Origin of the sequence: uncultured Jannaschia sp., from assembly GCF_947494025.1 — a bacterium.
GTDB lineage: Bacteria > Pseudomonadota > Alphaproteobacteria > Rhodobacterales > Rhodobacteraceae > Jannaschia.
Genome location: NZ_CANLTQ010000001.1, coordinates 215,310 through 236,012 on the forward strand (window position 1 = coordinate 215,310; position 20,703 = coordinate 236,012).

General features: G+C 68.1%; 27 protein-coding genes and 1 tRNA gene. 19 read left to right on the top strand and 9 right to left on the bottom strand.

Annotated elements, in window-relative coordinates:
• Positions 1-65 precede the first annotated feature (65 nt).
• Positions 66-320, bottom strand: coding sequence for a hypothetical protein (locus tag Q1B08_RS01075; protein ID WP_299813344.1), 255 nt, complete (start codon positions 318-320; stop codon positions 66-68).
• A gap of 302 nt (positions 321-622) precedes the next feature.
• Between Q1B08_RS01075 and Q1B08_RS01080 the strand changes: the two genes are divergently transcribed.
• Positions 623-997 carry a rhodanese-like domain-containing protein gene (locus tag Q1B08_RS01080; protein WP_299813347.1) on the top strand — a complete coding sequence of 125 codons (375 nt, stop codon included), beginning with the start codon at positions 623-625 and terminating at the stop codon, positions 995-997.
• 1 nt (position 998) lies between these two features.
• On the opposite strand, the gene Q1B08_RS01085 is transcribed toward Q1B08_RS01080, so the two are convergent.
• A complete protein-coding gene (locus tag Q1B08_RS01085) occupies positions 999-1,430 on the bottom strand; it encodes a DUF302 domain-containing protein (RefSeq protein ID WP_299813350.1) in 432 nt (143 codons plus the stop codon).
• A gap of 117 nt (positions 1,431-1,547) precedes the next feature.
• Between Q1B08_RS01085 and Q1B08_RS01090 the strand changes: the two genes are divergently transcribed.
• From Q1B08_RS01090 to Q1B08_RS01110, 5 genes are all read left to right on the top strand, one after another.
• Positions 1,548-1,931: a hypothetical protein gene (locus Q1B08_RS01090; protein ID WP_299813353.1), complete on the top strand. Its 384-nt coding sequence runs from the start codon at positions 1,548-1,550 to the stop codon at positions 1,929-1,931.
• Positions 1,932-2,105: 174 nt separating this feature from the next.
• On the top strand, positions 2,106-2,330 hold the full coding sequence (gene hemP / locus Q1B08_RS01095) for a hemin uptake protein HemP (protein ID WP_299813356.1): 225 nt from the start codon (positions 2,106-2,108) through the stop codon (positions 2,328-2,330).
• The gene (locus Q1B08_RS01100; RefSeq protein WP_299813359.1) at positions 2,327-2,821 is read left to right on the top strand and encodes a hypothetical protein; all 495 of its coding nucleotides are present in this window, start codon (positions 2,327-2,329) and stop codon (positions 2,819-2,821) included. Before hemP ends, Q1B08_RS01100 begins: the two co-directional genes overlap by 4 nt.
• A 91-nt stretch (positions 2,822-2,912) precedes the next feature.
• Positions 2,913-3,152, top strand: coding sequence for a hypothetical protein (locus Q1B08_RS01105; RefSeq protein WP_366139958.1), 240 nt, complete (start codon positions 2,913-2,915; stop codon positions 3,150-3,152).
• Positions 3,149-3,421: a DUF1289 domain-containing protein gene (locus Q1B08_RS01110; RefSeq protein WP_299813420.1), complete on the top strand. Its 273-nt coding sequence runs from the start codon at positions 3,149-3,151 to the stop codon at positions 3,419-3,421. Before Q1B08_RS01105 ends, Q1B08_RS01110 begins: the two co-directional genes overlap by 4 nt.
• 101 nt (positions 3,422-3,522) lie before the next feature.
• Here the strand turns inward: Q1B08_RS01110 and Q1B08_RS01115 are convergent, their stop codons facing one another.
• Positions 3,523-3,993 carry a DNA starvation/stationary phase protection protein gene (locus tag Q1B08_RS01115; RefSeq protein ID WP_299813423.1) on the bottom strand — a complete coding sequence of 157 codons (471 nt, stop codon included), beginning with the start codon at positions 3,991-3,993 and terminating at the stop codon, positions 3,523-3,525.
• Between the two features lie 72 nt (positions 3,994-4,065).
• The gene (locus Q1B08_RS01120) at positions 4,066-4,458 is read right to left on the bottom strand and encodes a hypothetical protein (protein WP_299813426.1); all 393 of its coding nucleotides are present in this window, start codon (positions 4,456-4,458) and stop codon (positions 4,066-4,068) included.
• Positions 4,459-4,798: 340 nt separating this feature from the next.
• Between Q1B08_RS01120 and Q1B08_RS01125 the strand changes: the two genes are divergently transcribed.
• Positions 4,799-5,047 carry a hypothetical protein gene (locus Q1B08_RS01125; protein WP_299813430.1) on the top strand — a complete coding sequence of 83 codons (249 nt, stop codon included), beginning with the start codon at positions 4,799-4,801 and terminating at the stop codon, positions 5,045-5,047.
• A gap of 58 nt (positions 5,048-5,105) precedes the next feature.
• On the opposite strand, the gene uxuA is transcribed toward Q1B08_RS01125, so the two are convergent.
• Positions 5,106-6,305 (bottom strand): mannonate dehydratase, encoded by a 1,200-nt coding sequence (gene uxuA, locus Q1B08_RS01130; protein ID WP_299813433.1) that lies wholly within the window; start codon positions 6,303-6,305, stop codon positions 5,106-5,108.
• 94 nt (positions 6,306-6,399) lie between these two features.
• On the opposite strand from uxuA, the gene Q1B08_RS01135 reads away from it, so the two are divergent.
• From Q1B08_RS01135 to Q1B08_RS01160, 6 genes are all read left to right on the top strand, one after another.
• Positions 6,400-7,134, top strand: coding sequence for a GntR family transcriptional regulator (locus tag Q1B08_RS01135; RefSeq protein ID WP_299813436.1), 735 nt, complete (start codon positions 6,400-6,402; stop codon positions 7,132-7,134).
• Positions 7,135-7,339: 205 nt separating this feature from the next.
• Entirely contained in the window at positions 7,340-8,470 is a 1,131-nt protein-coding gene (locus tag Q1B08_RS01140; protein WP_299813439.1) for a TRAP transporter substrate-binding protein, read from the top strand.
• Positions 8,471-8,538: 68 nt separating this feature from the next.
• Complete coding sequence (locus Q1B08_RS01145; RefSeq protein WP_299813442.1) at positions 8,539-9,123, top strand: TRAP transporter small permease subunit; 585 nt, start codon at positions 8,539-8,541, stop codon at positions 9,121-9,123.
• Positions 9,120-10,538, top strand: a complete 1,419-nt coding sequence (locus Q1B08_RS01150; protein WP_299813445.1) for a TRAP transporter large permease subunit — start codon at positions 9,120-9,122, stop codon at positions 10,536-10,538. The genes Q1B08_RS01145 and Q1B08_RS01150 overlap by 4 nt, the downstream gene beginning before the upstream one ends.
• Positions 10,528-11,889: an amidase gene (locus Q1B08_RS01155; RefSeq protein WP_299813448.1), complete on the top strand. Its 1,362-nt coding sequence runs from the start codon at positions 10,528-10,530 to the stop codon at positions 11,887-11,889. The genes Q1B08_RS01150 and Q1B08_RS01155 overlap by 11 nt, the downstream gene beginning before the upstream one ends.
• Positions 11,890-11,892: 3 nt before the next feature.
• Positions 11,893-12,057 (top strand): hypothetical protein, encoded by a 165-nt coding sequence (locus Q1B08_RS01160; RefSeq protein WP_299813451.1) that lies wholly within the window; start codon positions 11,893-11,895, stop codon positions 12,055-12,057.
• A gap of 541 nt (positions 12,058-12,598) precedes the next feature.
• On the opposite strand, the gene Q1B08_RS01165 is transcribed toward Q1B08_RS01160, so the two are convergent.
• Positions 12,599-12,675: transfer RNA gene (locus tag Q1B08_RS01165), tRNA-Arg, on the bottom strand.
• Positions 12,676-13,042: 367 nt separating this feature from the next.
• Here Q1B08_RS01165 and Q1B08_RS01170 point away from each other — a divergent pair.
• Positions 13,043-13,516: a hypothetical protein gene (locus Q1B08_RS01170; RefSeq protein WP_299813454.1), complete on the top strand. Its 474-nt coding sequence runs from the start codon at positions 13,043-13,045 to the stop codon at positions 13,514-13,516.
• Here Q1B08_RS01170 and Q1B08_RS01175 read toward each other — a convergent pair.
• The 3 genes from Q1B08_RS01175 to Q1B08_RS01185 form a co-directional block, all read right to left on the bottom strand.
• On the bottom strand, positions 13,513-14,898 hold the full coding sequence (locus Q1B08_RS01175) for a HAMP domain-containing sensor histidine kinase (protein ID WP_299813457.1): 1,386 nt from the start codon (positions 14,896-14,898) through the stop codon (positions 13,513-13,515). The two genes, Q1B08_RS01170 and Q1B08_RS01175, sit on opposite strands and share 4 nt — an antisense overlap.
• A 71-nt stretch (positions 14,899-14,969) precedes the next feature.
• Positions 14,970-16,382 (bottom strand): FAD-dependent oxidoreductase, encoded by a 1,413-nt coding sequence (locus Q1B08_RS01180; RefSeq protein WP_299813460.1) that lies wholly within the window; start codon positions 16,380-16,382, stop codon positions 14,970-14,972.
• A 4-nt stretch (positions 16,383-16,386) separates the two neighbouring features.
• Complete coding sequence (locus Q1B08_RS01185; RefSeq protein WP_299813463.1) at positions 16,387-17,112, bottom strand: TVP38/TMEM64 family protein; 726 nt, start codon at positions 17,110-17,112, stop codon at positions 16,387-16,389.
• Positions 17,113-17,366: 254 nt separating this feature from the next.
• On the opposite strand from Q1B08_RS01185, the gene rpmH reads away from it, so the two are divergent.
• From rpmH to Q1B08_RS01210, 5 genes are all read left to right on the top strand, one after another.
• A complete protein-coding gene (gene rpmH, locus Q1B08_RS01190) occupies positions 17,367-17,501 on the top strand; it encodes a 50S ribosomal protein L34 (protein ID WP_012177012.1) in 135 nt (44 codons plus the stop codon).
• A 17-nt stretch (positions 17,502-17,518) separates the two neighbouring features.
• Positions 17,519-17,899, top strand: coding sequence for a ribonuclease P protein component (rnpA, locus tag Q1B08_RS01195; RefSeq protein ID WP_299814859.1), 381 nt, complete (start codon positions 17,519-17,521; stop codon positions 17,897-17,899).
• Positions 17,896-18,114 carry a membrane protein insertion efficiency factor YidD gene (yidD, locus tag Q1B08_RS01200; protein ID WP_299813466.1) on the top strand — a complete coding sequence of 73 codons (219 nt, stop codon included), beginning with the start codon at positions 17,896-17,898 and terminating at the stop codon, positions 18,112-18,114. Before rnpA ends, yidD begins: the two co-directional genes overlap by 4 nt.
• Positions 18,115-18,133: 19 nt before the next feature.
• Positions 18,134-18,994, top strand: coding sequence for a tRNA 2-thiocytidine(32) synthetase TtcA (gene ttcA / locus Q1B08_RS01205; protein WP_299813469.1), 861 nt, complete (start codon positions 18,134-18,136; stop codon positions 18,992-18,994).
• Positions 18,995-19,061: 67 nt separating this feature from the next.
• Positions 19,062-20,609, top strand: a complete 1,548-nt coding sequence (locus Q1B08_RS01210) for a GGDEF domain-containing phosphodiesterase (RefSeq protein ID WP_299813472.1) — start codon at positions 19,062-19,064, stop codon at positions 20,607-20,609.
• Positions 20,610-20,703 lie beyond the last annotated feature (94 nt).

Consider the following 20,703-nt stretch of genomic DNA (forward strand, 5'->3'; position numbering starts at 1 on the left):
TCCGCCTTTCGGCGCATCGTGCGGTTTGCGGCGTCTACCCGCAATGCCACGCGGACCGGAGGACATCAGGTCGCCGCCTCCTCCGGACGCAGCAGCTCGTGGAGCACGCACGGGAAGGAATCGTCGAAGGGCTTGGATAGGTTGCGATGCGTGGCGACGCCGGCGGGAAGGTCCACCGTGTCGGGGCTATGGCCTGTCAGGAAAAGGAACGACACGCCTGGAGATTCAAGCTCCGTCGCGATCTCGACGCGGGTTCGGCCGTCGCCGGAATTCACGTCGAGCAGTGCCGCGCGCGACCACCCCTTTCCAGACAGGACCACTCGGCCTCCTTTTCGGACCCGACCGCTTCCGGCGCCCCTTCCGGCTCACGATTTGCCCTCCGATGCATGAGCGTGTCAGTTTCGCTGTAGACCGAACGAACGGGGTCCTTCATGAACACGCAGGTCCGAAGCACCGCCAGCGGCACGGCCGGCAGCCCCGACATGCCGCGCGGTGCGGGAGGCGGCGCACGAAACGAGCCGCAGGATGTTTCGCGAAGGGGCGAAAACGCGAAGCGGCGCGAGGATATCGGCAAGAGCCGTCGGGCCTTCGCCCGACTCACGGCAGACAGGAGGGACGACACATGCCATCGACCATGAAGGACCTTGTCGCGGAGGCCCGCGCCAACGTCGCGACCGTTTCGCCCGGGGACGCGCGGGACTCGGGCGAGCTCATCCTCGACGTGCGCGAGCCGGCGGAGCTAGGCCAGTCCGGCGCGGTGCCCGGCGCGCTCCTCGTGCCGCGCGGCACACTCGAGATGCGCGCCGACGCCACGGCCGAAACCGCGGAGCCGCGCCTGACCGGGCAAATGGGGAACGGCCGCGTCCACGTGCTCTGCGCCGCGGGCGGCCGGGCGGCGATGGCCGCCGTCACGCTTCGGCGGATGGGCTACGACGCCACGGTGATCGAAGGCGGGATGGCCGGCTGGAAGAAGGCGGGGCTGCCGGTCGAAAGCTGATCTACCAGGCGGTGGCCTCCGTCACGATCTCGTCCAGAAGGTCGTTCATCTCGGCCATCGTCTCCTCGGCGTAGACGCGGTGACCGATCACCGTCTCGCCGTCGATCTCGGCCACGAAGATGCTGAGCGGGCAGTTCCCCAGATTGGTCGGGTCCGCCACGATGGCATCGCGCCCGGCCGTCATCGAGCAGAACATGAAGGTCTTGGCATCCGGACCCACAGGCGAGGGCCCGAGTCCGAACTGCTGGCCGGTCTGCTCCAGCATCTCGCCCACATTGCCGGTGAAGACGATCCTGAGCCCCCGGCCGACGATCGCGTTCTCCACGGCGAACGCCCCGTCGGCGACGCTGCCGTCGTAGGGTTCGGTCACGATCCCCTGCGCCGCGGCGGCGGTCGCGGAAAGGACGAAGGCGGCAAGGGTGGAGCGGAACATGGCGGGTCCTTTCGGTCGGGGGCCGGACCACCCCTAGCCGCCGGCGGGATCGACGGAAACGGGAAAGCGCCCGGTCGCCAGCTTGCCGGTCCGGCCCCGCGCGCCTACCTCGTCGGAATGCCCACTTTGCTCCGCTCCATCATGCTTGTTGTTCTGACCGCGCTGCCCGCGCGCGCGGAGGTCGAGCTCTTGATGGGCGAGGAGGCGGGCTGCATCTGGTGCGCGCGCTGGAACAGCGAGATCGCGCCGATCTATCCGAAGTCGCCCGAAGGCCAAGCCGCGCCGCTGCGCCGGGTCGACATCCATGCGCCGATGCCCGCGGATCTCGACCTCGACGGCGGTCTCGTCGTCACCCCGACCTTCGTGCTGGTGAAGGACGGAACCGAGATCGACCGGATGGAGGGGTATCCCGGCGAGGAGTTCTTCTGGGCCCTGCTCGACCGGATGCTCGACGGAGCGGCGGAAACCACGCCGGCATTCCAAGGTTGGCGCGACCGCTGAAGGGAAAGGCATTCCCCGGGCGGGTCGGGCGATGCGATGCGGCCCGTCCGAGAACAGGCTTGTAATGTCCGATAGGTTTTGTCAGGAATAAGCATCCCAGCCAGCCGGCGATGTCGCAGGCGAGCCCGGATCCAGCCCGTGCGACGGGCCAAGCCAGTTTGGAGGCGAGATGACTTGGACCGGACCGACCGAGACGATCCCGACCCCCGCGCAGGGCACGCCCGGGGCGCGGCGCGCATCATGAGCGAGGCCGCGCAGCCCCCGGCCCCGAGCGCGCCCTGTCCCGTCCATCGGGCCGAAGATCTGCTGAATTGCAGCCGGACCGCACGGATCCTGCTGGGCGAGAAAACCTACCTGCTGCGGCTGACGCGCGCGGGCAAGCTGATCCTGACGAAATGAGCCTGCACGATCCCCTTGCCCCGCCGCCCAATCCCGGTGCCGCGACCGTCGCGGACCTTCAGGCGATGGACGGGGCGCAGGCGCTCTGCGTGATGCTGTTCCGGGACTGGTTCGCCGGGTCCGAAGGCCGCGCGCGCGTCGAGGGCGTCTTCGTCGAGGCGTTCGGCCCGGATGCCGGCACGATGGCCTGCGACGCATGGGCGGAGCTTTCCGCGCTCCTGACCGCACGGACCCGCCGCCCGGTCATGCGTCACGCCATGACCTGCCGCTGCGTTGGGGCGGACGAGGCTGTCGTCGCGCAGGTCCTGTCCCTCGCCGCGCGGGGCGAGCGGGAGGACGCTATGCTCGTCCTGTCGCTTCTCGTGCCGGGCGACCGCCTCCTTTCGGCCGTAGACGTCGCGGAACGCGCCGGCATCGCGCTTCTTCGCCTTGCCGCCTGCTGGCGTCGCGACCATCGTGCCGCAACGGCGCCATCTCCAAGCATACACTGATCCACGGAGCCTACGTGCGCATCCTGACCGCCCCAATCCTGTTCGCCCTGCCGGCAGGCTCCGGCCGCTCGACAAGAGGCTGATCGACGACGTGGCCGCCGAAGGCTCCGCCCCGACGGACGCGACCGATGCCAATCCCGGCGCGGGGCTCAACATCGTCGCGTTCATCCTGTCGGGCCGTGAAATCGACCCGACGGAGATCGTCCCGGCCCTGCTGCGCGACATGCTGCATGAGGCCGACGGCGCCGAGGCCAATATCGCGACCGGGGACCATGCCATCGAATTCCCGCTCCGGGATCAGGATCCGGCATTCGACGGAGGACAGTCATGACGAAGACCCCGAGCCCCTGCATCGACGTATGCAAGTTCCGCCGCCCCGGCCCCGCCGGGGCGCATTGCATTGGCTGCTCGATGACCAAGGGCCAGAAGAAGATCGGCAAGAGCCTGAAGAAGCAAAAGGGCGCGATGGCGGAGTTCGTCGCGCTGGTAGTCGCGCAGCAGCAGGCGATGGGGCGCTACACGCATTGGCGTCCGGCTTACCTGAAGCGTTGCCTGAAAAAGGGCGCCTCCGTTCCCAAGGCCGCCCGCGACGCCGGCTGACGATCGCAAAGGACGGGGTGGGCAGGCGGCGCCTGCTTGGCACAAACCCGAAACGAAGATGCCACCGCCGGAGCCTGGCGGTGGCATACGGTTCAGACCCCTCAGCGCAGATGGGCGCGGAGCATCCAGGCGAACTTGTCGTGGATGCGTCCCCGCTCGATGGCGAGATCCTCGGTGCGGACGTCGCCGTGCTTCGCGGCGAGCTCGGAAAGCCCCGCAAGCGTGGCGCCGATCGTCTCCTGCGCTTCGGCGAGATGCCGGATCATCTCGCGATCCTCGGCATTCGTGTCGCCCTCGGCCACCTTGGAGCGCTCCAGGTGCACGGCGAGCTTGCCCTCGGCCGTCACGCCGATCGCGCGCACCCGCTCGGCGAGGTCGTCCTGTGCTGTGAAGTGATCCTCGTAGATCGTCTGGAACAGCTCATGCAGCGGCCCGAACGACATGCCGGTGACGTTCCAATGAAAGTTCTGCGCCAGCATGGTGGTCACGACGGTCTCCGCCAGCGCCTGGTTCAGGGCAGCGGCAATTTCGACGCTGGCGTCGGCGGAAAGGTCGGATGCGGTCTGTGCCATGTCGGGTCTCCTCGAATGGATGGAAGCTGGCTGGCGGAATGCCGGCTCGCCCGATTCACGATATGGGACTTTTTAGAACGGTTCCAAGTTCCGCGCCAATCCCGACAGCAAAAGCCGCAGGACGGGACCCGCCTCCGGCCGCACGCGACGACCTGCGAGGAACCGCACGCTGTCGGCGTCGCCCCGCGTCAGCGCGGCCGAAAGGGCCATCAACCAGCTTTCGTCGAAGGACAGCCCCTCCGCCCCCGGTCGTCGCAAGACGACCCGCCGGTCCGTCGCTGAGACGAGCGCACGGACCAGAGCGACCGCGAAATCCTCCGCGCCCGCTTCCGGTGCCAGCACCGCACAGGCGTAAAGGTCGGCCCGCGGCGCGGCGCGGCATTCGCACGCCGCCTGACGCAGGAGCGCGATCAGCGGCGGTACGAACTCATGTCCGTCGAGGGCAATGAATCGCGAGACAGGCATAAAGCACCTTTCGCACGGTCGGGCCTGATGCCTGAGCAATATATTCAGAGAGCGGCGATCCCGGAAGTGATTACTCGCTTCGCCCATCCCTTCGTTGCCGGCACCACGACTATCTCCGCCCAATCTATCGCGGAGCCGCATCCGAACATCGTGCCACGCAGCGCGGCAAAGGCCGCGCGGGGAGCGGCAATCGCCACGCCCCCATGACACGTACGACGCGCCCGAACGGTTCGAGACGAACCAGAGCGGCACGGACAGCGTCCGCCGGCGCGGCGATGCGGAGGCGTTCAGCCAGCCGCTGGAATACGTCACCAACCGTCTCGCCGACCGGCCAGGCCTCTTGCCGCCTTTCGCGACCCGGCAGATCTCTCACGAGAACGCCACGTATTTCTGCATCGCCTTCGTCGACGCGATGGCCGGCCTTCCGGCGCTGGCAATCGTCCGGCGGTGGCGCCGTCTCGCGCCTCTTGTCATCCCCATCATCGGCCTCGACGTGATGTTCCTCGCGGCGAAGTCCGGCAAGTTCGCGAGCGGTGGCCGCCTGCCGACGATCCTCGCACTGGCGGCGCGGCCTGCCCGCGCGGCCTAAGCGAGATCGGCTCGCGGCGCGAGATGGGACCGGTCGGCGACGCCCGGCTTGACCGGACTCAATGCGCGCAGAGCGCCGTCATCACGCCGCGCAGTTCGGCCAGGCCCTTCAACCGTCCGATCGCCGGATAGCCCGGCTGCGCGTGTCGGCGCTTGTCGTCGAGGATGTTCTGCCCGTGATCGGGCCGGAACGGGATCGACCAGTCGGCGCGCCCCTCGTCCCGGCGCCGCGCCTCCTCCGCCAGCACCGCGCGGATCACGGCGACCATGTCGGTGTCGCCGCCCAGATGCTCCGCCTCGTGGAAGGAGCCGCGGACGGCGTCGCTCTCGCGGGTGACGTTGCGAAGATGCAGGAAATGGATGCGATCGCCCAGCCGCTCGACCATGCCCGGCAGGTCGTTGTCGGGTCGCGCGCCGAGCGAGCCGGTGCAGAAGGTCACGCCGGAGGCGCGGCTCGGCACGGCGTCGAGCACCTGCCGGTAGTCGCCCTCCGTCGACATGATGCGCGGCAGGCCAAGAAGCGGGAACGGCGGATCGTCGGGGTGACAGCAGAGCCGCATCCCGAGCTCCTCGGCGAGCGGCGTGACGTCCTCGAGAAAGGCGATCAGGTGCCCGCGCAGCGTGTCCGCGCCCATGCCAGCGTAATCGGCGAGCAGCGCACGCACATCGGCGAGCGAGAAATTCTCCGCTGCGCCAGGCAGGCCGAAGACGACGTTCGTGGCGAGCGCCATGCGCCGCTCCTCCGACATCGCGTCGAACCGCGCCTTCGCCTCGTCCTGCAGGACCGCATCGTAATCATCCCCGGCCCCGTCGCGCTCCAGCACGTAGAGGTCGAAGGCCGCGAAATCGACGAGGTCGAAGCGCATGCAGGTCGCGCCGGAGGCGACCTCGTGGGCCAGATCGGTCCGCGTCCAGTCGAGGACGGGCATGAAGTTATAACATATTGTCTCGAGCCCGGCGGCCGCGAGGTTGCGCAGGCTTTCGCGCCAAGCCTCGACGTGAGCGCGCCACTCGCCGGACCGCATCTTGATCGCCTCGCTGACCGGCAGGCTCTCGACCACGTCCCAGGTCAGCCCGGAGGGCCGGCCGTCCGCGCGCGCGGCGATGGCTCGCTTCCGCGCGGCGATCTCGGCCTCGCTCCAGACGGTGCCGGTCGGCACATGGTGGAGCGCGGTCACGATCCCCTCTGCGCCGGCCTCGCGCACGTCGTCGATGCGCACTTGATCCGCCGGTCCGAACCATCTCCATGTCTGACGCATGTGGCCACCCTCTGGTCGTGCCGAATCGCCCCCGGCGCGGCGATTGTTAGTGGTATGCCAGTATGGTAGCAATGTGCCGCGAGGGAGGCTCGGGATGAGGGATGCGATCGCGGCGCGGGACACGGCGATAAACAGGGCCGCTCCCATCGTGCCGCAACTCCACATCATTCTGCGCGAGCGCATCATCCGCAACGACCTGCGCCCGGGGGACCGGCTTTCGGAAGCCGACATCGCCCGGCGCTACGGCATCAGCCGGCAACCCGTGCGGGAGGCGTTCATTCGCCTGGCACTCGAAGGTCTCATTACCATCCGGCCCCAGCGTGGCACGTCGGTGGCCCGGATCGCGCTCGCCTCGGTTCACGACGCACGATTCCTGCGCGAGGCGATCGAGGCAGACATCGTGCGCCTTCTGGCCGAGGATCCGGCCCCCGCGACAGTCGTGGAGCTGCGCCGGCTGATCGACCGGCAGCAGGCCATCGAGGCGAGCGATGCCCCGGGCTTCATCGCCGCTGACGACGCATTCCATCGCGCGCTCGCGGACGGCGCGGGCAAGGCGGGGATCTGGGCGCGCGTGCAGGGCCTGAAGGCGCAGATGGACCGGGTGCGGTTCCTGTCCTTCGCCCAGCTTCCCGCGCCCAAGCTCGTGGCGCAGCACGTCCTCATCGTCGAGGCCATTGCCGCGGGCGATCCGGATAGCGCCGAACGCGCGGCCCGCCTGCATCTGCGCGCCATCCTCCAGGATCTGCCCCGCATCGTGTCCGCCCATCCGCAATCCTTCGACGCGCCCGAGGGTGCGGACACGGTCCGGGCTGTCCGTCTGCGGGATTGACGCCGAGAAAAAATACGGGACGGCCCGGCCGGGGATCTCTGCGACAATCGGCCCCCGCCGATCCGAAGGTCGGCCCTGACGTTACGCAGCCTTTCGGTTGCTAATTGGCGGCCACTCGGTAAGCTGCACCGCAGCGCCGGATCCGGCCGATCACGGAGGGGTCGCCGGGTCGCAAGACGGTGTCGGCACCAAGGGAGGTACATAGATGAAATCCGAGTCGAAATTCAGCCGCCGGTCGTTCCTGCGCAAGACCGCCATCGGCGGCGGGGCTGCCGCCGGCGCCACGCTCGCCGCACCGGCGGTGCTCGCGCAGGCGCCGATGGTTCTCAAGATGCAGACGTCCTGGGGCGCCAACAACATCTGGCAGGAATTCGCGCAGGACTACGCCGACCGCGTGGAGGCGATGTCCGGCGGCCGCCTGAAGATCGACGTGCTGCCCGCGGGCGCGGTCGTGGCCGCCTTCCAGGTCATGGACGCCGTCAACGACGGGGTGATCGACGCGGCGCACTCCGTGTCCGCCTACTGGTACGGCAAGTCCAAGTCGGCCTCGCTCTTCGGCACCGGCCCGGTCCTCGGCGCGTCGTCGCAGGCGATGCTCGGCTGGTTCTACGAGGGCGGCGGAGAGGAGCTCTACCGCGAGCTCACGCAGGACGAGCTGGGCCTCGATGTGGTGGGCCTCCTGGGCTTCCCGATGTTCGCGCAGCCCTTCGGCTGGTTCAAGGGCGAGATCAACTCGGTCGATGACATCCAGGGCTTCAAATACCGCACCGTCGGCCTCGCCGCCGACCTCCTGCAGACGATGGGTATGTCCGTGGCGCAGCTTCCGGGCGGCGAGATCGTCCCGGCGATGGAACGCGGCGTGATCGACGCGTTCGAGTTCAACAACCCCTCTTCGGACCGCGACTTCGGCGCGCAGGACGTGGCCAAGAACTACTACCTGTCCTCCTACCACCAGGCGGCCGAGCAGTTCGAGTTCCTGTTCAACCGGTTCACCTTCGAGGATCTGGAGCCGGACCTGCAGGCGATCCTGCGTCACGGGGTCGAAGCCGCCTCCACCGCCAACACGTCGAAGGCGATGCGGCGCTACTCGGACGACCTCCAGTGGCTGCAGAACGAGGCCGGCGTCACCGTGCACAGGACGCCGCAGGATATCCTGCAGGGGCAGATCGAGGCCTGGTCGGAGATCCTGCCCTCGCTGGAAGAGGATCCGATGTTCAAGAAGATCGTCGACAGCCAGCGCGCCTGGGCCGAGAAGGTCGCCTTCTACGAGCTGATGAACGCCCCGGATTACGGCTTGGCCTACGAGCACTTCTTTCCGGGCAAGCTGTCGCTCTGAGCACGACTTGAAGAACGCGAGGCGGCCCCGGACAAGCTTCCGGGGCCCTTTCGTGACGAGGGGGTGAGATGATCGGCTTCATACGTTTCGCGGACGCGCTGTCGGCGTGGTTCGGCAAGGCCTTCGCCTGGCTGATCGTGCTGATGGCCGTGGGCACGGGCTACGAGGTCTTCGTGCGCTACGTCCTCAACAGCCCGACCGCCTGGGCGCTGGACGTGTCCTTCATCATGTACGGTACGCTCTTCATGATGGGCGGCGCCTACACGCTGTCGCGCGGCGGGCATGTGCGGGGCGACTTCCTCTACCGCCTTTGGCAGCCGCGCAACCAGGCCAAGATCGACTTCGTCCTCTACATCGTCTTCTTCTTCCCCGGCGTCACCGCGCTGATCCTCGCCGGCTGGAAATACGCCGCGCGGTCGTGGGATTACGGCGAGGTTTCGGTCAACTCGCCCGCGGGCGTTCCGATCTACCAGTTCAAGATGGTGATCGTTGCGGCCGGGCTGCTCCTCTTCGTGCAGGGCATCGCCCAGCTCTGCCGCTGCATCATCGCCATGCGCACCAATGTCTGGCTCGAGGCCGACGAGGACGTGTTCGAGACCGAGGACCTGCTGCTGCAAAAGGCCACGCAGGCCGAAAGGGACGCCCATCCATGACCGACCCGCAAGTCGCCCTGCTGATGCTGGGACTGTTCATCCTCATCGTCTTCCTGGGCTTTCCGATCGCCTTCACGCTCATGGCGATGGGGATCGGGTTCGGCTACTACGCCTATTACGACGAGCGCCGGATGTGGCGCGTCTTCGACCGGCTGGACGAGACGGCAGGGTCCTGGGAATCCTGGCAGGCCTGGATACAGGGCTATTTCGACAACCGCATCTTCGACCTCTTCGTGAACCAGACCTTTACGGTCATGTCGAACGAGGTGCTGACCGCGGTGCCGCTGTTCCTCTTCATGGGCTACATCGTGGAGCGGGCGAACATCGTGGACCGGCTGTTCTCCACGCTCAACATCGCCTCCAAGAACGTTCCGGGCTCGATGGGCGTCGCGGCGCTCATCACCTGCGCGCTCTTCGCCACGGCGACCGGCATCGTCGGCGCGGTGGTGACGCTGATGGGGCTCCTCGCGCTGCCGGCCATGTTGAAGGCCCGCTACGACCCGGCCTTCGCGAGCGGGATCATTTGCGCCGGCGGCACGCTCGGCATCCTGATCCCGCCTTCGATCATGCTGATCGTCTACGCCGCAGCCACCAACGTCTCGATTGTGCGCCTCTACGCGGCGGCGCTCCTGCCGGGGCTTTGCCTCGTGGGGCTCTACCTCGTCTACGTCATCGGGCGGTCGATCCTGCAGCCATCCTCCGCGCCGCGGCCCACCGACGACGAGGTGCCGGACGTGCCGGGGGGCAAGCTCCTCGTGATGGTGCTCACCTCCTTCCTGCCGCTCGCCTTTCTGATCCTCGCGGTGCTCGGCTCGATCCTGTTCGGCCTCGCCACTCCGACGGAGGCCGCCTCTATCGGCGCTCTGGGCGGCATCGCGCTCGCCTTCCTCTACCGCGCGATGACGTGGCAGCGGATGCGGGAAAGCGTCTACCTGACGGTGCGGACGACGGCGATGGTCTGCTGGCTCTTCGTCGGCTCCTACACGTTCTCGGCGGTGTTCTCCTATCTCGGCGGCGAGACGGTGATCTCCGAGTTCGTGCAGGCCCTGAACCTGTCGCCGGTGCAGTTCCTGATCCTCGCGCAGCTCATCATCTTCCTGCTCGGATGGCCGCTCGAGTGGTCGGAGATCATCATCATCTTCATCCCGATATTCCTGCCGCTGCTGCAGTTCTTCGAGATCGACCCGCTGTTCTTCGGCATCCTCGTCGCGCTCAACCTGCAGACCAGCTTCCTGACGCCACCGATGGCGATGTCGGCCTATTACCTCAAGGGCATCGCCCCGCCCGAGGTGCGGCTCACGCAGATTTTCGCGGGCGTCATGCCGTTCCTGTTCTGCGTTCTGGTGTCGATGGTGCTGATGTACGTCTTCCCCCAGATCGTCTTCTACCTGCCGGACCTTGTTTATGGGAACTAGGACCCGTCCCGTTCCGGACGCGACCGCGCTCCTTCGCCTCGGCGCGGTGGAGCTGCGCGACCGGCTGGCCTCGGGCGCGCTCTCGGCAGTCGACCTGACCGAGGCCTGCATCGCCCGGATCGAGGCACGCGAGCCTGAGGTGCGGGCCTGGGCCTTCTTCGACGCGGACTTCGCGCGGAAGCAGGCCCGGCGGCTCGACGCCTGGCGCGCCGCCGGCCGGCCGATCGGACCGCTTCACGGACTGCCCGTCGGTCTGAAGGACATCATCGACACAGCCAGGATCCCGACGGGGAACGGCACAGCTCTCGACGACGGCCGGGTGCCGACGCGCGACGCCTGGGTGGTCGAACGCCTCAAGCAGGCCGGCGCGATCGTCATGGGCAAGACGCACACGACCGAGCTTGCCTTCATGGACCCGAGCCCCACCCGAAATCCGCACGACACGTCGCGCACGCCCGGTGGCTCCTCCGCGGGGTCGGCGGCGGCCGTAGCCGATGCGATGGTGCCGCTCGCGATCGGGACGCAGACCGGCGGCTCGATCATCCGTCCGGCCGCCTTTTGCGGCGTAACCGGCTTCAAGCCGACCTTCGGCGCGATCCCCCGCCGCGGCGTGCTCGTCCAATCGCCGAGTCTTGACACGTTGGGCGTGTTCTCCGCCGACGTGACCGGTGCAGCCATGCTCGCCGAGGCGCTGATGGGCTACGACGCGGCCGATGCCCTCAGCGCTCCCGGCCCCGTCCCGCGCCTGCTCGACATCGCGCGGGCGGAAGCACCGGTCGCGCCGACCTTCGCCTTTCTGCGGCCGCCCGGCTGGGACGATGCCGACCCGGAACTCCATGCGGCCTTCGGGGAACTCGTCGAGGCGCTGGGGGAGCGGGTCTTCGAGGTCGATCTGCCCGCCGCCTTCGCCGAGGCCGCGCCTGCCCAGCGGCGCATCAACCTCGCCGAGATGTCGCGGCATTACGAGCGTTACTGGCGTGAGGGGCGCGACACGCTCGGCCCCGGGATCCGTGCCGCCATCGAGGAAGGCCGCGCCGTCACCGCGCACGACTACCTTGCCGCGCGCGACTGGCCCGACGTCCTTTATGCCGCGCTCTCCGAAATCTTTGCGCGCTGCGACGCCGTCCTTTGCCCCGCCGCGCCCGGCCCCGCGCCGGGGCCCGAGACGACGGGCGACCCGGTCTTCAACGGTCTCTGGACGCTCACCGGCACGCCCGCGGTCTCCCTGCCGCTTCTCGCATCCGAAAGCGGGTTACCGATCGGCGTGCAACTGACCGGACCCCGGGGGGGCGACGGACGCCTGCTTCGCACTGCCCGCTGGCTCACGACCTGGGCCGACACGGAAGGATAGGATATGGACCGTTTCCTCGCCCTCGCGGCCTTCGCGACCCTCGCGGGCTTCCTCGCGGTTCTTGCCATCGAGGTTCCGAGCGGCGATCTCATCGCCGTGATCGTCCTGACCGTCGCGCTGGTCGGCTACGATTTCGTCTCCTCGAGCGGCCGCGACCGAAACGACTGATTGCGCGAGGCGCGCTCATGACAAGTCGTGCCGGGCCAAACTGGAGGCCCGGAACCGGCGATGAGAACAGGCCGAGGCTCAGGCAAGGCAAGCGCGGTTCGAAAGACCGCTGCGTCTTACCGCGAACGACTGCGAGTTGTCGGAAGAGAACGGGATGGCCGGCGTGGCATTGCAGCTGATTAAAGCCGGGAGATGCTCAGATCGCCCTCGTTCCCCAGCAGTCGCCCTGAACCGACGGCCGTCGCATCCGATGTCCCGGATAGCTCAGAACCGGGTAATGACCGTGGCGCCGACCGACCGGCACCTGTCCATGTTCATCCCCGTTTCGTCGACCTCCGGTGGACCGATCCGAGCGCCGACAAGCTATACCGGATCGAGCTTTCCGGTGGCGACCATACCCGGCATCGCGCCGTAGCGGTGCGCCTGTATCCCGCGCGAACCGAGCAACTCGATCTTCTGTCCGCCGATCGAGAACCTCCAACTCCTAAGTCAGTCTTTCCATTCGAGACCTTAGGTAGGTTGGCAACCGGTAAATGTGAAATGGCGCGCTGGGGAGGATTCGAACCCCCGACCCCTTGATTCGTAGTCAAGTACTCTATCCAACTGAGCTACCAGCGCGCGACTGCGCCGCAAATAGACGCCGTGGCCGGTAGGTGCAAGGGCCGAAATCCACGACCGAGACCACATTTTCCACGCCAAGCTGAATGCAGCCTCGCAAAGCCCCGACGTCAAGCGTCGTGCCGCCCGGCGGATCGCTCGCGACCCGCATCGCTCGCCCGAGAGCGCCGCGACATATCGTGAACCCCCGTCTCCCTGCGCACGAAGCACATGTCAGAACGGGACAGCGAAGCCGAGGCCGCTTGTGACGTTCGCAAGAACATCTCGAGCGCCGTTCCGGAAATCATGCCGCGACTGGCGAAACCGACCCGGCGCGATGATCGCGAACACGGCAGCGCTCTTCGAACACGCTCTGGCGCAAACGTGCATGGCTATCATCATTGCCGACGCGGCGTTGCACGATCACTATATGGTATATGTCAACGAGGCCTTCAGCAGGCTGACCGGGTACGAGCGACATCTGCACGACCGCCGCCTCCATACTCCCCCCTATCGCGAGGATGGGTCGCGCCGCATCGTCCTGAACGGAAAGATGGTGGAGATGCCGCGCGTCGCTGCAACGCTGCTTGGCCTGTTGCTGCACGAGGTGGCGACGAACGCGCTGAAGTACGGCGCCTTCAGCGCGACCTCCGGCACGGCCAGGATTGCGGGGCGCCGAAAGGGCGACGTCCTCGAACTGCCCGGGTCGAAGATGGTCGGCCCCCGTCGCCGTGCCCGCGAAGACGGGCATGGAATCGCGGATCACCGGGGCGTGCTCGACACGAGCCGCGGCGAGCTGACCTGCGACCGTTCGCGAAACGGGATCGTCGCCGCCGCGACCCTGCCGATCGGGCTGCGCTAGTTCGCCATGCCCTTCGGCAGGTCGATCCGGAACGTCGTCCCCTCCGGCCCCGTCTCCTCCATCGCGAGCGTGCCGCCATGACCACGAACGAGCTCGGCCGCGATGGCGAGTCCGAGACCCGTGCCGCCCTTCCGCACGTTGCCCTGAAACGCCTGGAACAGGTTCTCCTGCGCGCGTGGCGGCAGGCCGGGCCCGGTGTCCGAGACCCGGAGGCGCCAGAGTTCGGCCGTCTCCTCCGCCGCCACGACGATCTCGCCGGGCGCGTGCGTCGTCTGGATCGCCTGTCGGGCATTGCGGATCAGGTTGCCCAGCACGCGGTGCATCTGCTCGGGGTCGAGCCGGATCACCGTGCCCGGTGGAACGTCGTGGCGAATGGCGACCTCGCCCCCCTCGTAGGCCAGTCGCTCGCCCTCGATCACCTCGTCGAGGAGGGGGGCCAGCTCGACGCGCTGGAGGGCGGGCGGCGCCTCCTCCGCGCGTCCGAAGGCGAGCGTGCCCTCCGTCAGGTTCACCGCGCGGGTCAGCGACTTGACGATCTTCGGGGCCACGCGCTTCACGGTCGGGTCGTCCACCCGCTCCATCCGGTCCGCCAGAAGCGTCGCCGTCGTCAGGATGTTGCGCAGGTCGTGGCTGATCCTGGCGACCGCGCCGCCGAGCTGGGCCAGCCGCTCCTTCTGCCGCAACGAGGCTGTCAGTTGCGTTTCGAGGTCGCGCAGCGTCGTCTCCGCCTCGCGCAGTTCGCGGATTCCGGAGCGCGGTTCGATCACCCGGCGCGCATCCTCGGGCGCGGCGGCATAACGCTTCATCTGCGTGACGAGGTCGTCGATCGGCCGGACCATCAGACGGCGCACGGCGAGAAACAGCGCCAGCGACGTGATGACGAGGATCACGAGGCTCAACGCCAGGAGGCTGAGCCCGTAGCGGATCATCTCGCGGTGGAGATCCTCCGTGTCGATCGCTGCTTCGATGAGGTCGCCCCCGCCGCGCGCGGGATCGGCGATGACGCGGATGATCTCGGGGCCGGGCACGACGAACCGGCGCAAGGCGTCGCGCGTGGCCGCGATCCGGTTCACGTCGCGCAGGTCCACCGTCGCCATCACGGGCGCCTTCAGATTGGAGGACAGGACGAGTTGCCGCGACGCGTCGCGCCGCAGCACGACGTTGAGGACGCCGGCGTTCTGCAGAAGCTCCTTCTCCAGATCCCGGTCGAACATGTCGTTCGCCCCGAGAAGCGCGAGCGAGGCGATCTGTGCCCGCTCGAGGCGGTCCGACAGGTAGTCGAGCCGGAACTGGGTGATGGCCGGCACGAAAATCAGCACCTCCGCGAGCATCACGAAGGCGACCGTGAGAACAAGGAAGCGGCCGGAAAGGGATCGCAGCATCGAGGGTCCGGATCGTTGAGGTCGGAACCGACCCTAGCGTCAGCGTCCGACTTTGGCGACAGGCCCCTTCGCTACGGCACCCAACGCTGCACCAGCCGGACCACGCGCTTCACCGCGTCGCTCTCGAACAGGCGCGGGACGTAGTATTGCCCCGCCGCGCGCTTCGAAACCTCCCCCAGCGTCGGGTAGGGCGCGACCATCTGAGCGATTTGACCGACCTTCAGGCCGTTGGCGATGGCCAGCGCCCAGAGCCCGATCAGTTCGCCGGCTTCCGCGCCGGCGATGGAGGCGCCCACGACCTTGCCGCGAACGGCCATGACCTTGATGCGCCCGTCCGGCCGCCCGACGGCGACCGCGCGGTCGTTCTCCTCGTAGGGGAAGCGCAGCACCTCAAGCCGGTCCCCGTGCGCCTCGCGCGCCTGCGCCTCCGTCTGGCCGACCTGCGCGAGCTCCGGATCGGTATAGGTGACCCACGGGATATGGTCGGTGCGGGCCTTCGCCGGCAGACCGAAGAGGATCGGGCGGATCACGGTCGCGCCGTGATACCCCGCCACATGCGTGAACTGGAGCCGGCCGGCGACGTCGCCGATGGCATAGACCCGGCGGTTCGTCGTCCTGAGGTCGTCGCCGACCTTGATCGCATGGTCGTATTCGATACCGGCCCTGTCCAGATCGAGCCGGTCGATATTGGGTTTGCGCCCCGCGGCCACGAGCAGATGCGTCCCCGTCCGCTCCTCCGTTTCCGTCGCCACCGTGATCGCGCCGGCCCGGCCCGAGACCCGCGTGGCTTTCGCGCCCGCGACGATCTCCACCCCTTCGGCCCGAAGCCGGTCGAGGACCAGCGCGGACATCTCCGGGTCGTCCTTGGCCAGCGCGCCGCCGCCCGCGATCACCGTCACACGGCAGCCGAGCCGGACATGCGCCTGCGCCATCTCCATCCCGATCGGGCCGCCGCCGATGATCAGAAGATGCTCCGGCCGCTCCATCAGGTCGAAGATCGTCTCGTTCGTCAGGTATGGCACATCCGCCAGTCCGGGAACGGGCGGCACGAGCGGCGAGGATCCGGTGGCGACGACGATGCGCCGCGCAGTGATCCGGTATCCGCCGCCCTCGACGGTGCGCTCGTCCACGAACCGCCCGTCGGCCCGGATGACGTGCACGCCCAGCTTTTCGAACCGCTCCTGGCTGTCCACGGGCGCGATGGTCTCGATGACGCGCTTCACGTAGCGCTTGGCGGCGGCGTAGTCGATTTCGGGGGCGACCGGGGTGATGCCGAAGGGCCCGCCGGTGGTCATGGCATGGGCATGCTTCGCGGCGGCAAGAAGGGACTTGGACGGGATGCAGCCGTAGTTCAGGCAATCCCCGCCCATCTTGTGCCCTTCCATCAGGGTCACGTCGGCGCCCATCCGGCTCGCCCCGGCGGCAAAGCTGAGGCCCGCGGACCCCGCGCCAAGCACGAGGACGCCCGTCCTTATCTCCTTCATCGCGTCATTCCTTCCGTAGCTTCCTGACCACCACCGGCAGCAACGCGAGCGCGGCGAGGCCGAGGATCGGGCCGAGGATGTGGGGGGCGAAGACAATGCCGAGATCGGGCGCCTCGCCGCGCGCGAAGACCTCGCCTAGCCCGGCGCCGACCCAGGTATAGACGAGGCTGCCCGGCAGGATGCCGAAGAACGTCGTCATCACGTATTTCCGCAGGGACACGTTCATGAAGGCCGGTACGAGATTGGCCACGAAGAACGGCACCACGGGGATCAGCCGCATGATGAAGAGATACGACGTCTCGTCCTGCCGGATGCCGTCGCGCAGCTTGCGCACCGCGCCGCCCGCATCGTCCATCCGCGCCGCGAGCCTGTCGCCGAAGCCGTGCTTCGCGGCGAGAAAGATCCCCGTCGCCCCGATCGTCGCCGAACCGGCATTGTAGAGAACGCCGGGGAACAATCCGAACAGGAACCCGCCGGTCAGCGTCGCGATCGCCGCGCCGGGCAACGAGAAGGCGACGACGACGACATAGGCCAGACAGAACCCCGCCGCGCTCAGGAAATAGTTCGCGTCCCGGAACGCGAGCAAAGCCTCGCGGTTCTGCGCCAGCACGTCGAAGCCGATCCTGTCGCGAAGCAGGACCGCGCCGGCGACGGCCACGACGGCGATGAGCAGGATCGGTCCGTAGCGGGCGAACCCGCGCGGTGCCTTTGCTGTGGTTCGCTCGGTCATGACGCCTCGAGTGATGCGGGGAACGGGAGGAACCTTGCCCCGGGACGTCATGCACGCCCAGAGCGGATCACGTCGACTTGAGCCGTCGTGTCCTCTCACGCAAGCCGCGAAGGGGCGAATGGCGCGGGATTGTTGTGCCCGTGTTTCCGGCCCCCGCCCGTTGACAGCGCCGAACGGCTGACCTAGACGACGGCTCCAAGTTTTTCTGGCGGCCGCACGTTCGATTCCGGCCCAAGTCCTACGGAGTGAAGGCCATGAAACGCACCTTCCAGCCCTCGAACCTCGTTCGCAAGCGCCGCCACGGCTTTCGTGCGCGCATGGCGACAAAGGCCGGTCGCAAGATCCTGAATGCGCGCCGCGCCCGCGGCCGCAAGTCGCTCTCGGCCTGAGCCACGCGACCGACGTGATCGATCCGGCGCCGGAGGGGACCGCCTCTCCGGCGTCCTTGCGCGTTCTGCGGAAGCGGTCCGAGTTCCTCGCGCTGAACCGGGCCGTCCGTGTGCCCGCGGGGTCGTTCCTGCTTCAGGCGCGGGACCGTGGCGACGGCGATCCGGGCGTGGGAGTCGGGTTCACCTGCTCCAAGAAGGTCGGCAACGCCGTCGCACGCAACCGCGCGAAGCGCCGCCTGCGGGAGATCGCGCGTCTCGAGCTTCCCGTGCTGGGACGTCCCGGATGGGATTACGCCCTCATCGGCAGGGTGGACGCGACGGCCGCGCGCGCGTTCGACGCGCTGCGCGACGACTTGCGGCGGGCGCTCGCGACGGCGCATGCCAAGGCACGGAAATGACCCCTCTCGCCCGCATTCTGGCCGGACCGGTCCATCTCTATCGGGCCGTGGCTTCCCCGCATGTGGGCCACAATTGCCGGTTCGTGCCGACCTGCTCCGCCTATGCGCTGGAGGCGCTCGCGAAGCATGGCGGGTTGCGCGGCGGCTGGCTGGCGGCACGCCGCGTCGCGCGCTGCCGCCCGTGGGGCGGGTCCGGCATCGACAACGTGCCCTGATGCTTCCGGAGATCCGCCCATGCTCGACAAGACCGACGATATCCATCCGCTCTTCGCGGGCGCACCCAGGACGACGGAGTTCCGCAAGCTCCGCAAGCGCATCATCCGCGAAACGCGGGAGGCGGTGGACCGCTACGGCATGGTCCGGCGCGGCGACCGCTGGCTCGTCTGCCTGTCGGGCGGCAAGGACAGCTATACCCTTCTCGCCGCGCTGATCGAGCTGCAATGGCGCGGCGTCCTGCCGGTCGACCTCCTTGCCTGCAACCTCGACCAGGGCCAGCCCGGCTTTCCGGCCACCGTCCTGCCCGAGTTCCTTGAACGGATGGGCGTGCCGCACCGGATCGAGTACCGTGACACCTATTCCATCGTCACCGACAAGGTCCCCGCCGGCCGGACCTATTGCGCGCTCTGCTCGCGGCTCCGGCGTGGCAATCTGTACCGCGTCGCGCGGGAGGAAGGATGCTCGGCGGTCGTGCTTGGCCATCACCGCGACGACATCCTGGAGACGTTCTTTCTCAACCTGTTCCACGGCGGCAAGATCGCGACGATGCCGCCGAAGCTACTGAACGACGAGGGCGACCTGACGGTTCTGCGACCTCTCGCCCATGTCGCGGAAGCCGATTGCGCGCGCTTCGCGCAGGCCATGGGCTACCCGATCATTCCCTGCGACCTGTGCGGCTCGCAGGACGGGCTGCAACGTCAGGCGATCAAGGCGATGCTCGATGGCTGGGAGGCACGCAGCCCCGGCCGGCGCGCGAAGATGTTCTCCGCCCTGTCGCAGGTCCGCCCGTCGCACCTGCTCGACCCGGCGCTTTTCGATTTCGCCGCCCTCGCGCCGGGGATACCGCTCGATTCGCCCGCGAACGACGCAAAGGATTGAGAGCCCGTTAAGTCTCTGGTGACAATTTTAGGATTAACCGGTTCGCGTCTGCCAATCGGAGTACCTCATGTCGCACGGGACCGGGATCGAACCGAAACCGTTCGCACGTCTGCGCAAGGCATTGCGCAACGTCGAATGGGTGCTGCTCTATCCGGCGCTCGTCACCGGGGTCTGGCTGCTCGGGCTGGAAGCCCTGACGATGGCCCTCGTCGTCCTCCTGCCCCTCCTCGTCGTGCTGGACCGCAGTCTTTGGCGGCGCCCGAAAGCGCAGCCTGACCCTCCGGTCGTCATGCAGCCGCTCGACCGCCTCGCGCTGCAGCGGGTCGTCGACGAGATCTTGGCCGACTGCACGCGCCGCGACCGGACCACGGCCGTTCTTCACGCACAGATCGGCGACCTTCACGTCGCCGACGGCGAATGGGGAACGGAGATCAGCGAGAAGGTCATGGATCGCATGATCCAGCGCATCTCCACGGCGATGCGGGGCGCCGACACCGTGATGCGCACCGGCCACGACGGCGCACTCGTCGTGCTCGCTCCCACGCGGCGGGCGGATCTCGACGTGGTGATGGGCATCGTCGACCGCATCCAGGCCGCCGTCGCCCAACCGATCTCGATCGAGGGGCGGTCGATCCGGGTCCATGCCTGCATCGGCATCTGCAGCGAGGGGATGGCGCCCGCCCGGTCCGGCGCCGCCATGCTCGCCGCCGCCGGCTTCGCGCTCCGGATGGCCTCCCGGCAGGGCGACGACGCCGTGCGCGCCTTCAACCCCGACCTGCAGGCCCGGGTCGAAACGGATTACCGGCTGGCGCTGCAGATCGAGGACGCACTGGAAAGCGGACAGATCCGCCCCTGGTTCCAGCCGCAGATCGACGCGCGGACCGGTTGCATCGCAGGCTTCGAGGCGCTTGTCCGCTGGCACCATCCCGAACTCGGCGTCCTGTCGCCGGCGCAGTTCCTGCCGACGATCCATTCCGCCGGAAAATCCACGGAGCTGGGCGAGCAGGTGCTGAAGGCCAGCCTCGACGCCATCGCCGCCTGGGACGCGGCCGGGATCGACGTGCCTTGCGTCGGGGTCAACGTCTCGCTCGAGCAGCTTGCCGATCCGCGCATGGCCGAACGCATCGCCTGGCAGCTCGACCGGTACGACATCGCCCCGGCCCGCATCGCCATCGAGATTCTGGAAACCGTGACGCTACGCGACGCCGACGAGACGATCATGCGCAACGTCATGACGCTGCGGAAGGCGGGCTTCCGGCTCGATCTCGACGATTTCGGCACCGGCGCCGCCTCGATCGCGCATATCGCCAAGTTCGGCGTCCACCGCATCAAGATCGATCGCTCCTTCGTGTCCGGCATCGACGGCGACGCCACCAAGCGCGAAATCGTGCGCGCCATCCTCGGGCTGGCCGACAGCCTTTCGATCGGGACGCTGGCCGAAGGGGTGGAGACGCCGCAGGAGAAGGCCACCCTCGTCGAGATGGGCTGCCCGCACCTGCAGGGCTACGGCATTGCCCGGCCCATGCCCTTCGAGAAGGCGACGGCCTGGGCCCTCGCCCTGAAGCCCCACTCGAACGAGGCGTTGCGCAACATGCATCCGCAGGGCAACGCCTGACGATCGCGCGATCGCGGAGGACGGCCCCTGCCGGGATCCGCTTTCGCCTTGACCTCGGCCGGCATGGTCTGTTGAACGGCGCGCAACTCCCGAC